Genomic DNA, 13611 nt, shown 5'->3' with positions numbered 1-13611 from the left:
ATTGGCCCTTTTATTGTTTCACATACAGCACACTGAAGCTTTAATGTCAGAGCATATCGCTTTAAACCAGCACATCATGTAAATGAGTCTGTGCCCAAGCAATGGCTTGGCCACGGCTTGACACGCCAATCTTACGAAAGACGCGGTACAAATGCGTTTTTATTGTACTTTCACTCACAAACAATTGATTCGCTATGTCTAAGTTAGTACTTCCCGTTAATAGAGCCTGCAACACCTCTCGCTCACGTATTGTCAGTGGTTCAGTATCTTCAAATAGACCAAAATCATCATTCACCCCATTAATTAGCTGAATAGGAAATACTCTATGACCTCGTAAAATATTCGACAGCCCAAGGCTGATCTCAGCTAATCCGGTTTCGAGGGAAAATACCCCAGCAGTTGTGGTTGCTTGCATTAAAAAACGGGCATCGACTTGTTTGGGGAAATGTAAATAGACAACCCGCACACTGGGATGTTCGCGGGCCAGTAAACGTTGAAATTGATAGGCTTTTTGAAGTTCGACAGTAGCTAAATCAATCACTACCATAGAGGCGTGGTTATCCTTAACGTGCTCACATATTGTATCTGGGTTTACTTGAGTCAACTTAACAAGAAACTCCTGTGGCCAGCGTCCTGCTAATAGTTCGATTAAAACTTGCGATCGTGACACTACAATCCAGTGTAATATTTTGAACATCCTGCTCACTCCCTGTCTGACTAACGATTGTTACTCCGAGAATCCTCGATCCTCTCAATGCAATTTCGCATCTGTTCTATAAACATCCAAGTCTACATTAACTGAATAGTATCATTAGATAAAACAGATTAAAAAGACTTACAGAATAAATATTTACCGTACGCGCATTTAAAATACGAGTGTTTTCATACGCTGCATTCTCAAACAGTAATCTTAATTTAAACTGAAAAAACCACTCAAATATGCAGATAAGAGCGTAAGATAAAGTCCATACACAACACAAGGAAATTCCATGCCTAACCATAAAGTCACTAACATAGAAATAAAATCCTATGCCGTATGGGATAAACCCACCCGCTTATTTCATTGGGTCAACGTCATTCTGGTACTCGCACTTGTTTTAGTGGGAGGCATCATGATGTATCGCTCTGAGTTGGGTATAACGGAGCTAACAGGCAAGATTGGCTTAAAAACGTTACATGTATGCATAGGTTATGCATTTGCATTAAATCTTATTGTTCGCCTCGTGTGGGGTTTTGTCGGTAATAAATATGCGCGTTTTAGCCATATATTGCCTAATGCAAAAACGAAAAGTGACTTAATGCTCTACAAGTCCGAACTCGCAGCAGGTAAAAATCCGCAGTATTTAGGCCATAATCCAAAGGGGAAATTTGCTGTATTGGCGATTATGCTGTTATTAGTCACGATAATGCTAACGGGACTTTTTCGGGCTGGTACCGATATTTACTATCCACCATTAGGCGGTGCGATACAAAGCTATCTAGCGGAGTCGAATGTCGACCCTGCAAGTTTACAACCCTACGATGCAACTGGGGTTAATGTCGAGAAAGCCGCTACGATAAAACCGTTCAAGGGATTGGCCGGTGAAGTTCACGTCTATGCAGTGTACTTACTATTACTGCTCATTTTATTACACATTTTCGCCGTGATTTATACTGAAGTTAAACGTCAACCTGGGATTATTTCAGCCATGTTTTCAGGTAAAAAAATGATTCAAGGCCAACCTAAAGACGAGTGATTTTATAACTAGCGGATAGTTGATACAAATAACGCCAGCAAATTGCTGGCGTTATTATATCGACTTGAAGGTATGCACCAATGTATTAGATGCTCACGATTTCAAGTTATTTTTTCAGAATAGATCCTGGAGTACGACCATCATCGTGACAGCTTTCACACGTTGGTTTTTCACCTACGTTCATGTCATGAACCGCATGGCAGTCAGCACAAACTAAATTGCCGTCATGTGGCTTATGTACTGCATCCATTTCAGCAAGAGAACCGTGACAGCTTTGGCACTGTTCAAATTCAAAAGCACCGTCCGCAGAAGGTGTACCATCTTTATGACAACTTTCACATCCACCTGATTCCGCATGAAAATCAGACAGTTTTTGATCCGCAGCAAATGCAGTTGGCGACAGCGCTAGCGCTGCGAGACTTGCACCGAAAAGCGCACTTAATAGTTTTTTGCTCACAATAGTATCCTCCAATGGCGATTGTCAGTGGAAATTCTTGTCAGAGTGACTTCCATCTCGCAACCAAAAATAAACAGCACGACTCAATATAACTTAGTGAAGGATGTACAAATAAGCAACCTGTGACTAAGCCCTGTCACTTTATCAATATACTCAAGAGTAAAATGTGCGCTATATCATGTAACCACATGCTTACATGAGGATTTTACACTTATACAACTTTATAACCTACGGAATGTAAACCCTTATTATAATTAAGGTTAAATAAGTGCCATAAATTCCAAAATAGCATTTTGGGCCAGCAAAATGACAACGCAAAGCAATCAGATGCTATAACGAGGAAATATAAGAGATAATGCTTGATGGGTTATTTTAAAGGCCTAGTTACACATACCACCTCTGGCACTCATCTTAAGTACCAAGTTATATTTAAAACTATACTCACTGAATTTATTCAGCTTGAACAAGGAAAATTGAGCCAACTAAGCGTTCAATGGAGAACCATTAATAACTGACACCCGATGACTGATTCGTTTCAACTTCAGTTTTAGGCCAAGCGTTAATCACAGCTTTAACTAGTGAGGCTAATGGGATAGCAAAAAACACGCCCCAAACACCCCATAAACCGCCAAAAACTAAAACAGCCGCTATGATGATCACCGGATGTAAATCCACCGCATCGGAAAATAAAAGAGGTACCAGTAAGTTACCGTCTAACCCCTGAATAATGCCATAGCCCAACATTAAATAGCCAAATTCAGAACTAAAGCCCCACTGAAAAAATGCCACTAACGTGATAGGCAACGTCACCAATGTTGCACCAACGTAGGGGATCAATACCGATAAACCGGTTAACACACTTAATAAAACTGAATATCTCAGTCCCATTAAAGCAAACAGAATATAAGTTGCGACACCAACAACCACTATTTCAATCACTTTGCCGCGGATATAATTAAAGATTTGTTGATGCATCTCAAACCACACTTTACGTGCTAACTGGCGGTTGGCAGGGAAAAAACGTTTGCTGCCATTGATCAATTGATGCTTGTCTTTTAAAAAGAAAAAAACTAATAACGGCACTAAAATCGCGTATACCATCAACACTAATAAAGAGGCGGAGTAACCAATTAACTGCTTAGCAATATCTAATACATGCTGGGTATCGAGCAACTTTTTTAGTTCGCCCACCATCAGATCTAACTGTTCTGGATTGATAAATTGCGGATATTGATTGATCAGCATTTGTACCGTTTGCATTCCTTTGTCTATCATGCTCGGTAAATCAGTAATTAAACTCACACCTTGGCGCCACACGCTCGGGATTAAGCCAAACGTCAGTAACACCACTATCCCTAAAAATAATACAATCACTAGAGATGCACCCGCGGTACGATTAATGCCTAATTTCAGCATTTGAGTAACCGGCCAATCCAGCAGAAAGGCTAAAACCAGTGCAACTAATAAGGGCGCGAGTAAACCGGCGGCAAAATAAAGTACCAGCGCGAATCCCACAAGAATAGCCATTAGGGTAACCGCTTGTGGATCACTAAAGCGTTCTTTATACCAACGAGAAAAAACTGTAAGCATGGGGATTCCAATAATGATAACGGGCTTAAGCTTCTAAAACGCTTTAGGAGGTTTATTACCGTGTTATAGAAGGCTTTTTATGCCTCACTATAACATCCAATTGCTCCATGGCAGCTAAGAACCCAAATAATGAATAACGCGATTAAACTGATACTAAGTTCATGTTAAGTGACGTCATCGACACGAATAGAATTTAAACATACAAAGTCTAAATTTATCCTAGAGATGGGTCAACTTTAGTGACCACCAAGGCTAACAGACTTGTATCATTACGCAACTCTTGGACGACATGACCTTGTTTTTTTAAATATTGGGGAACATCTCGCCGCGAACCTGAGTCAGAGAGTAAGATATGCAATTGTTCACCATCTCGCATTGGCTTTAATGCAAGCTTCATTTTCACTAAAGGGACAGGGCAACGAAATAGCGTTAAATCAATAAAAATCATAATGAACTTGCTATAGATGAACTTGGGCTATTATCCTAAGTTGCCACTTAAACTACAAGCTCAGTGCAGCATCTTTGCCTTTAGCAAAGATCATTAGAAAATATAAAGGATCCGCTTGCGTAATTTGACTTTTTTGACTCGATTAAAACCTTTTGTTGCAGGCGCACTTTCTTTGATGCTATTGACATTCGCCGCCAAAAGCTTTTCAAACAATGACTTACCAGACTTAGGCACAGCCGCCGTCAATACTTTTAGCCTTGAAAAAGAAATGGTGTACGGTGATGCCTATATGCGCGTCATTCGTTCCTCGGCGCCAATATTAAACGATCCCGTGTTGAGCCAATATCTTACCGAATTAGGTAACAAACTGGTCGCCCATGCCACAGGGGTAAAAACGCCCTTTTATTTCTTCCTGTTACAAAACGATGAAATCAACGCCTTTGCCTTTTTTGGTGGCCACGTGGCCGTGCATACGGGGCTATTTCTTAATGCCGACAATGAAAGCGAACTGGCCTCAGTACTAGGTCACGAAATCACCCACGTTACCCAACGTCACCTTGCCCGCTCGCTCGAAGCACAACAGAAAAGTAATCCTGCGACGATTGCGGGTTTACTCGGCGCTATTTTATTAACCATCGCAGTACCGCAAGCGGGTATGGCTGCGCTCGCAACAACACAAGCAATGTCGACACAATCAAGAATTAACTATACCCGTTTACATGAAAAGGAAGCAGATCGTATCGGGATGCAAATTTTAGTAGATGCGGGCTTTGATCCCAATGCTTCTGCAGATTTTTTTGGTAAATTAGCCAGTCGTTATCGCTTTACCACGACCCCGCCGCAAATGTTGCTAACTCACCCATTACCAGAGTCACGCATCACAGAGGCCAGAAACCGCGCGGAGCAATACCCTAAACGCTATGTCCCTGACCACCTTAACTTCCAACTGGCGAAAGCACGTATTCAAGTACGTTTTTCTAGCTATAGCGACGAAGCCGTATTGAGCATGTTTGAAAGGCAGTTGAACAAACAAACCTATAGCTTTAAAGAAGCCGCACTCTATGGCAAAGCGCTAGCATTATTTAGATTAAAAAAGTTTGATGAGTCCGAGAAAATTATTGACAGTTTGTTAAAAATTGATGACAACAATCTGTTTTATATCGATACTAAATCCGACTTATTCATCGAACGTAAAGACTATAAGAACGCGATTACAATGCTCGAGGCTCAGCGTAAAATTAAACCGACGTCTCAAGTAATTAATGCTAACTTAGCCAATATGTATATCGAAGCCGATCAGGCATCTAAAGCAATCCCTTTGCTGGAGGATATGATTTTCCTCGATAAACAGAATCAACTGCCTTACCAATTATTAGCCACTGTTTACAAAAAAACCGGCAATCAAGCTTTGGAACATTTTTCTACTGCTGAGCTTATGGCATTAGGCGCAAACTATAAGGGTGCAATTGATCAATTGAACTTTGCCTATCGAGCTTCCGAAAGTAACCCATTACAGCTCGCGCGGATTGAAGCACGGATCCGTCAATTTAAAATTGCAGACAAACAAATGGATGCGCTTAAATAAGCCGTTATTTTTCACCGAGTAAAGCGGTGTTAATATAATCTACGCCCCGAACACACTGACGGGGCGTTGTTTTTTCTGTTATTATTCGCCCATTATTATTTCAGCCCGTATTGAGCCACTCCCACTATGACCCAAGCGACGATTTACCATAATCCACGTTGTTCAAAAAGCCGCGAAACCTTAACCCTACTCGAGCAACAAGGTTGTGATATTAACGTGGTGGAGTATTTAAAAAATCCGCCAACGGCTAAAGAGATCAGCGATATTCTGACTAAATTGGGCCTCAGTGCACGTGAACTAATGCGTACTAAGGAAACTGAATATCAAACCTTAGGGCTTGCCGACACCTCGCTAACGGAAACGCAACTGATTGAAGCCATGGTGAACACGCCTAAACTGCTTGAGCGCCCTATTGTGCTCGCCAATCAACGCGCCGTGATTGGTCGCCCTCCTGAGAATGTGCTCGCGATTCTTTAACCCTTGCCGCTATTTTTAACCGTTAGGTAGACATAATGACGTCCAACGCTTTATTTACCCTCAGCCGTTTAGGTTATTTTGCATTAGTGCTGCTGTTAAGCGGCTGGTTTGTTGGCCAAGGAATGAGTGGCGAATACTCCTTACTCTTTAGCCTGTTATGGATAGTACCTTTATTACTGCCAGTAAAAGGGATTTTCCAAGGTAATCCTTATACCTTTGCATGGGCAAGTTTTGTACTGTGCCTATATATGTTACATGCACTGACATTGCTTTATGTGACCACTGATGCCTTCGCTTTTGCCTTAATCGAAGCATTATTGATTGGTGTACTACTCATCGCATTTCCTTTCTACGCACGTATTCGTGGTCGTGAACTAGGCTTAGGCTTAAAGAAAAAATCTAAAGAATAACTCTTTAGCCTCAGTGTAATTTAGATGCCGTTCTACCCTTTAGGGTATAACGGTATTTTTATAGAACAACACCAAACGCCATCGACTAAGAACGATTTAAATATCTGTACCTGTACTGTACCCGCCTTATTGACAGCCTCCCCTTTAATCCAATAAAAATTAACACTTAATATAATTGGCGTTACTTTTTGCAACTTATTGTCCATGCTATAGTCAGGTGCTCATCTTGAAGTACCCGTTTGTAAAGTGTCATCAGAAGTCTAATAACACTGCCGAGTTAACAATGGAGAATAGTGTCATGGGAATGTCGGTATCACAGAAAATGTTGGCATTAGTGGCCTGCTCTAGCCTACTCATATCATGCGGTGGGGGCGATGAGGATAGTAACAATCCTAATAATGGTGGGACAACGCCACCATCGGTTTCATTACTGCGTTGTACTGACAATATTGCGCCATTGATTATCACAACGTCCTCCTCCATCCGCTTTCAAACTGAGTCAACTTATACGGCGGGTCAATCCAGTGCCATTATTGCCAATATACCCAATCGGGATAGTCAGAGTTTAAGCTTCCTCTGGCAACAAATTGATGGTCAAAATATTGAATTAGTCAGCCAAAATAGCCCCGTATTAGCCTTTGATATTCCCGCAGCAGGTAGCTATCGTTTTAGCTTACATGTAACAGGTAATAATTTAGATGTAACCGGTGAAATTGATATCAATGCCGATGCGGCTATTGGCATGCTTAATGCCCGTCAAGATCACCAAGTGGTTGAAGGTAATAATGTTAGCTTAAGACTTGGTCAACAGTCAGGATTAAGTGCAGTGAATATCTCTTGGTGCGTAGCATCTGGCCCAGACTTGAACGTCGATATTAGCGATCCGTTTAGGCCATTATTTACTGCGCCAGCGATCAGCCAAGATACGCTTACTCGTCTCAAAGTGAGTGCTAATATTAGTGGCAATCAGCTCAAGGATGATGTTTTTGTCCTGACAACAGCGGCGCCTGCGATAAGTTCAAGCTATTTTGATACCCCAGTCGCGCGCACATATGCTTATCGTCCATCTTCACCTTACGCTAATGTATTAAGTCAGTGTGTTTACTCCAACCAGCTGAATGATAGCTGCACTATCAATCAGTTACCTTTAATCGGCCAAACATCAAACGATCTCAATCATGAGACCATTCTTGATCGTGTACTGGTTTCACATGATTGGATGGGTGATAACTTTGCCGCCTTTTTAACCCAGTTGGACCCTAACAGCGATTTTGCCCGCTTATTACAATCCGTTACTGCCATTGTGATTAGCTATGATATACGCCCTTCTTTCTATTGGGTCGTCACTGGAGCGATTTACCTCGACCCTAACGATTTATGGCTTACACCAATTCAACGTGACACTATCAATGAAGCGCCTGATTACCGTAGTAACTTTGGTAATGAACTCAATTTTATGATGCCTTGGCGTTATGTTAAAAATAATCAATATGCCTCACTTAGCGTCCCCGCTACCGCCAGAGCATACCGAACACTAGCGCAAATCAATCCCGATCTAGCCTCTTTGCTGTACCACGAACTCGCCCATGCCAATGATTTCTTTCCTCGCAGTGTACATACCTCACTGGCAGGGCCGAGATTATTAGATGATTACCGTCGACGTAATGCGAATAAGAGCCTTATTTCAGATAAGGTCAGTACAAACTATCCATTATCGAGCACTGAAATGACAGGGCTTGCTAATGTCAGTTTCCTCGGCGGCGCGGCTAATAATCTACAAAAAACCTACCAACCCTCAGATGTGAGCACTTTCTTTTCGACCGATATCGCTAGCGATTTCTATGCTTATTCCAGTACCCGTGAAGACACAGCCATGCTGTTTGAAGAAGCGATGATGAGTTATCGTTATCAAATATTGCGTGATGTTGCCGTCACCAATAAACCGGCAGTATTAACCGCTGATACGCTGCTGATTGATTGGGGACAAAGAGGTAGAATTGCCGATGACAGCTTAGAAAACCGCGCTGCGCTGGTGATTGATGAAATATTACCTGAACTTAATGGCATCAGCTTGATTGAAAGCCTACCCGAGCCTGTCGCGATGACACAAGGTCAAAGCTGGCGCCAAGCACTTGCAATATCACCAGCAAATAGGCAGCTTAAAAGCCTAAATAATACCGCCGTAAATGATAGTACACCACATTTTGAGCCTGAACTTCGTTTAAGTGGCGACCGTCACCGTCATCCACAGCAATAAGTACTAACAAGGTGATAAATCCACACACTATTTTGATATTGGGCATTGAAACAGCACCAAGTAAAATACGTCAAAGTCGCTCTTATCTATGCATGTTGTGCCCTCTAATGGCAACGAATCGCCCTTAGCATTAACCAAAAAAATAAGGCTCAAACAAATGTTTAAGCCTTATTTCCACACTAATAATTTAATCCTAAATTATCGACAATACCGTGACTTTGGGTGCCAAGTATTACGCTTCGTTTAGATCGCCTTTAGTGCAGCAATACGTTTTTCCAATGGAGGATGACTCATCATTATTTCCGCCATTGAACGCTTTCCGTTAATACCAAAGGCAGACATTTGTGCAGGCATTGCTGTGCTTTCTGGACCTTGGCGTAAACGCTCAAGTGCAGCAATCATCTTACCTTTACCCGCTAAACGTGCCGCGCCTTCATCGGCTTTGTACTCACGAACACGTGAGAAGTAAGCAACAATAATGGAAGCCAAAATACCGAATAACATATCCAGTACGAAAACCACGGCCATGTAAGCGAACATACCCAGACCTTCGCCTTCTTCGTCACTGCTCGACACGAAGTTATTGATAATGCCAGCAACGACACGGGCTGCGAAGATTACGAAGGTATTCACCACACCTTGGATCAGTGTCAAGGTCACCATATCACCATTGGCAACATGACTTACTTCATGGGCCAGTACGCCTTCGATTTCATCTTGGCTCATGCCATATAATAAGCCTGTGCTTACAGCTACTAATGCATTGTCTTTACTTGGGCCTGTAGCGAAAGCATTCATATCAGGTGATTGATAAACAGCCACTTCGGGCATTTTAATTCCCGCTTGTTTAGCTTGACGAGCAACCGTATCCACTAACCAACGTTCAGTGCTGTCACGCGGGGTCGTGATCACTTCACAACCCATAGTTTTTTTCGCCATCCATTTTGAAATGGCTAAGCTGATGAATGCCCCACCGAATCCAAAAATAGCCGCGAACACTAACAGCCCACCCATAGTCGACGTATTCACGCCTAGAATAGACATCACAATTGAGGCGACTAACAACACGGCTAGGTTAGTCGCAATCAATAAAAATATACGCTTCATTTCAGCTCCTTTAGGGCAAGAATGTGCCATTTAACTTTGTTCAAAGACATAATATGTCCAAATAATTGAAATTCAAGTGCTAACAAATAAAAAGTGTTTAAATTAGCCTACCTTACATTGATAAAGACAGTGCTTTTGGTGGTTTGTGAGTCTAGGGATATTTTATTAATCAAAACTTAAATCTAACGGCTATAAGGGTTACAGACGAATTTTGCTTTATTTCTCTATGTTTATCACGATTAATCTTTGTTAACATGTTCGTACACTTGAATCTTTGAAGATATACAAATGACCATTAATGCCCTACTGCTCAGTAGTTCTCGTGTCGGTGATACGCCTTATCTTGCGCACGCGATCCCTTTTATTAAACCGTTAACGACGCAAGCACAAAAGTGGATTTTTATCCCCTATGCAGGTGTCAGTATGAGTTATGACACTTACTTAGCGTCTGTCGTTACGGGGTTAAGTGAACTTCAACTCGATATCAGTGGTATACATCAGCACCCAGATCCGCGTCAGGCGATAAAAAATGCTGATGGAATATTGGTAGGTGGTGGTAACACTTTTCATCTATTACACCAATTGTATCATCATGACCTAGTAGCGCTAATTAGTGAGCAAGTCGCCCAAGGTAAACCTTATATAGGCTGGAGCGCTGGCACTAACGTCTCAGGGCTGAGCATTAGAACCACTAATGACATGCCTATTATAGAGCCGCCTTCATTCAACGGGTTAAAAATTGTGCCGTTTCAATTAAACCCACATTATTCTAATTACCTTGCACCAGGCCATAATGGTGAAACCCGTGCCCAACGATTATTAGAGTTCACTAAAATCGATCCCATTACACCCGTCATAGGTCTCGTTGAAGGCTCAGCGCTGTGGCGCCAAGGAAACACATTATCATTATTAGGCGATAAGCCTGCGTATTTATTCTGTGGTGAGCAGCAAGAAATCCCCATACCCGTGGGCACTGATTTATCACATTTACTCAAATAATTTGTTTTACCGAGTCAACCACACAGTGGTTTATTAACGCGTAACACACCATTCACCAATAATGGCAATATACAAAATGAATAACGCCAAAACCGTAGGGACATAAGGCAATGTACTAACTGGGTATGAGCCGTTGATACCATTGAGCACATATTTGATTGCTCAAAATAGCACTGTCGGTGATTTTTATTACAAATATCTGTATACACAGGTAAAATTGATTTTCAGCCTCAGCAAGTTGGCGCTCGCTACTGAGGTGAAAATAAAAGATAAGTTATTAATATTTATAGATTAGATAAACAGAAGCCTATTATATAGTGCCTATGACTCAGCGTCATTTTAGTAAGGAGTTTCCATTTTGCGACTGAATCTTGTGATGAATTACCCTACCGGTTATCCGGCATTATTGAAAAAATTACCTTTTGTCATCCTGACAGCCTTTGTTACCGTTGTCGGGATAAATAACGTCAATGCCGCCACCACACAGGCCGCACCTAACACAGAGAAAAAAACAGAGAAAAAAACAGAGAAAAAAACAGAGAAAAAGGTAGAGAAAAAAATAGAGACGTTCTCCCACGATACGGTTATCACTCTGGCAGAACAGCTCTCACAAACCCCCTTTAAAGAAGCTAAAAAGGCACCGAAGGAACTGATTGATCTAAATTTTGATACTTACAGTAAGATAAACTATCAAGAAAATGCCGCTATTTGGGGGGGCTCACCCACTAAGTTTTCAGTGCAATTGTTTGCGCCAGGTTTTCTTTATAAAAACCTCGTCGATATTGATGTGGTTGAAAACAGCAAGGCGATCCCGATTGAGCTAACAGAAGCTTCATTTGATGTGCCTAATGATGCTATCGAAAAGTTAATCACCCAAGTGGGACAATATGCCGGTGTTCGCTTGCATTACCCCATTAACGATGATGAAACGAAAGATGAATTTATCATGTTTCAAGGTGCGAGCTATTTTCGTGTCCTATCTAAAGGACAAACCTATGGTTTATCAAACCGTGGATTAGCGATAGATGTTGCGCAACCTAAGGGCGAAGAATATCCGTTGTTTAAACGTTTTTGGGTTGAACGGCCATCTAAATACCAAACCGCCATTGTGGTACACGCCCTACTCGATAGCCAAAGCGTGACTGGCGCCTATCGTTTTGGTATTTATCCAGGCTCACCGTCACGTGTTGAAGTTGAAGTGACTCTATTTCCTCGTCGTGATATCCCACATGCTGGCCTAGCACCTCTCACCTCTATGTTTCTCTATGGTGGCTTAGATTCCTCAGATAAGCCTGATTATCGTCCACAGGTTCATAACTCAGATGGACTACAGGTAGACCGAGGTAATGGTGAACGTTTATGGCGTCCGTTAAATAATCCCAATAAATTGCAAATCAGTGCATTTGGTGATGAAGATATCAAGGGGTTTGGATTAATTCAGCGTCATCGTAAATTTGAAGACTACCAAGATCTTGATGCAAACTATCAACTTAAACCTTCAGCATGGATTGAGCCACTTAATGATTGGGGAAAAGGACAGCTTATATTACTAGAAATCCCTTCTAATGCTGAAACTAACGACAATATCGTGACCTATTGGGAGCCACAAGGCGGCTTGAAGAAAGATCAGCCCTACAAATACTCCTACCGGATGACGGCATCAAACGACAGTCCTTTAGCGGCGTCTAAAGCGCGTGTTGTTCGTAGCTCAAAGGGACAACTTGTTGCAAAAGGGAAAGAGTTACTGATCGACTACAGCAATATAAACGCACAAGATATTGATAAAATTCGTATTGATGCCAGTATTAGCAAAGGTAAAATTATCTCTTCACGAATAGTGGCACACCCTGATATCAACGGTGCAAGGGTATTCTTAAATTTTGAGCCAGAAAGTACCAATGTGGCAGAATTAAGAGTCCAACTGAATAAAGGCGATAAGCCACTGGCTGCCACTTGGTTATACCGTTGGAATAGTGACGATTGGCAATAGTAAAATTTAATGGCCGTGAAGTTTACGTGTATTTATACGTCTAAATACACAAACTGATACGACTAGCTGATATCCAATGAATAGATTAAAGCGTCAGTATGTACTGACGCTTTTTTATTATTTAATGTTATTGTTGGCTATTCATTAAGCGCTAGCTTAAGCACTTTATCTCCTCTACCAGCCACCTAGACATAAACTCACGCCTATCAATCCAGCGCATATCCAAAGTGTTTTTTAGAAAATGGTGCATCAAAAAATTAACCGCATCCACCTATAATACCAATCGTATTAACTATCTGTTCATTCAGCGGGAGTTCAACGCGCTTTAGACAAGGCGAAGGATTGAAGACATAGTGGTGCTCTGTCGAAAGACTTAAACGCAGTATAAAGCGCGTTGCCATGCAGTTAAATCAGCCGCCCTTTGGGAGCCTCACTGGCATCCCACTCCCGTGTTGCATTGACTTAAAAGGGAATAACCATTTCTGCGTCAATGCGCCTCGGATTGAAATACCTGTGAGGCTCTGAACTGATTAGATAGTTAATGTGACTGGTATA

At 41.7% G+C, this 13611-nt stretch carries 12 protein-coding genes; 7 read left to right on the top strand and 5 right to left on the bottom strand.

The window, feature by feature from the left end:
* Positions 1–61: 61 nt before the first annotated feature.
* Positions 62–697 (bottom strand): LuxR C-terminal-related transcriptional regulator, encoded by a 636-nt coding sequence (locus tag BW947_RS17100; protein ID WP_076501845.1) that lies wholly within the window; start codon positions 695–697, stop codon positions 62–64.
* A 292-nt stretch (positions 698–989) separates the two neighbouring features.
* Between BW947_RS17100 and BW947_RS17095 the strand changes: the two genes are divergently transcribed.
* On the top strand, positions 990–1736 hold the full coding sequence (locus tag BW947_RS17095; RefSeq protein WP_076501843.1) for a cytochrome b/b6 domain-containing protein: 747 nt from the start codon (positions 990–992) through the stop codon (positions 1734–1736).
* Positions 1737–1842: 106 nt separating this feature from the next.
* Here the strand turns inward: BW947_RS17095 and cctA are convergent, their stop codons facing one another.
* The 3 genes from cctA to BW947_RS17080 form a co-directional block, all read right to left on the bottom strand.
* Positions 1843–2193 (bottom strand): tetraheme c-type cytochrome CctA, encoded by a 351-nt coding sequence (cctA, locus tag BW947_RS17090; RefSeq protein WP_076501841.1) that lies wholly within the window; start codon positions 2191–2193, stop codon positions 1843–1845.
* 504 nt (positions 2194–2697) lie between these two features.
* Positions 2698–3783, bottom strand: coding sequence for an AI-2E family transporter (locus BW947_RS17085; RefSeq protein ID WP_076501839.1), 1086 nt, complete (start codon positions 3781–3783; stop codon positions 2698–2700).
* 214 nt (positions 3784–3997) lie between these two features.
* A complete protein-coding gene (locus tag BW947_RS17080; protein ID WP_076501837.1) occupies positions 3998–4231 on the bottom strand; it encodes a sulfurtransferase TusA family protein in 234 nt (77 codons plus the stop codon).
* A gap of 115 nt (positions 4232–4346) precedes the next feature.
* Here BW947_RS17080 and bepA point away from each other — a divergent pair, with 115 nt between their 5' ends.
* From bepA to BW947_RS17060, 4 genes are all read left to right on the top strand, one after another.
* Positions 4347–5816 (top strand): beta-barrel assembly-enhancing protease, encoded by a 1470-nt coding sequence (gene bepA, locus BW947_RS17075; RefSeq protein WP_076501834.1) that lies wholly within the window; start codon positions 4347–4349, stop codon positions 5814–5816.
* Positions 5817–5942: 126 nt separating this feature from the next.
* Positions 5943–6293 carry an arsenate reductase (glutaredoxin) gene (gene arsC / locus BW947_RS17070; RefSeq protein WP_076501832.1) on the top strand — a complete coding sequence of 117 codons (351 nt, stop codon included), beginning with the start codon at positions 5943–5945 and terminating at the stop codon, positions 6291–6293.
* A 35-nt stretch (positions 6294–6328) separates the two neighbouring features.
* Positions 6329–6703 (top strand): DUF2069 domain-containing protein, encoded by a 375-nt coding sequence (locus BW947_RS17065; RefSeq protein WP_076501829.1) that lies wholly within the window; start codon positions 6329–6331, stop codon positions 6701–6703.
* 298 nt (positions 6704–7001) lie between these two features.
* On the top strand, positions 7002–8960 hold the full coding sequence (locus BW947_RS17060; RefSeq protein WP_076501827.1) for a hypothetical protein: 1959 nt from the start codon (positions 7002–7004) through the stop codon (positions 8958–8960).
* Positions 8961–9203: 243 nt separating this feature from the next.
* Here the strand turns inward: BW947_RS17060 and htpX are convergent, their stop codons facing one another.
* On the bottom strand, positions 9204–10067 hold the full coding sequence (gene htpX, locus BW947_RS17055) for a protease HtpX (RefSeq protein ID WP_076501824.1): 864 nt from the start codon (positions 10065–10067) through the stop codon (positions 9204–9206).
* A 288-nt stretch (positions 10068–10355) separates the two neighbouring features.
* On the opposite strand from htpX, the gene pepE reads away from it, so the two are divergent.
* Both pepE and BW947_RS17045 read left to right on the top strand, forming a co-directional pair.
* Positions 10356–11066 carry a dipeptidase PepE gene (gene pepE / locus BW947_RS17050; RefSeq protein WP_076501821.1) on the top strand — a complete coding sequence of 237 codons (711 nt, stop codon included), beginning with the start codon at positions 10356–10358 and terminating at the stop codon, positions 11064–11066.
* A 358-nt stretch (positions 11067–11424) separates the two neighbouring features.
* Positions 11425–13056 carry a glucan biosynthesis protein G gene (locus tag BW947_RS17045; RefSeq protein WP_076501819.1) on the top strand — a complete coding sequence of 544 codons (1632 nt, stop codon included), beginning with the start codon at positions 11425–11427 and terminating at the stop codon, positions 13054–13056.
* Positions 13057–13611 lie beyond the last annotated feature (555 nt).

It is taken from the genome of Shewanella morhuae, assembly GCF_900156405.1.
Taxonomy (GTDB): Bacteria; Pseudomonadota; Gammaproteobacteria; order Enterobacterales; family Shewanellaceae; genus Shewanella; species Shewanella morhuae.
This window is presented reverse-complemented; position numbering and strand designations above follow the sequence as displayed.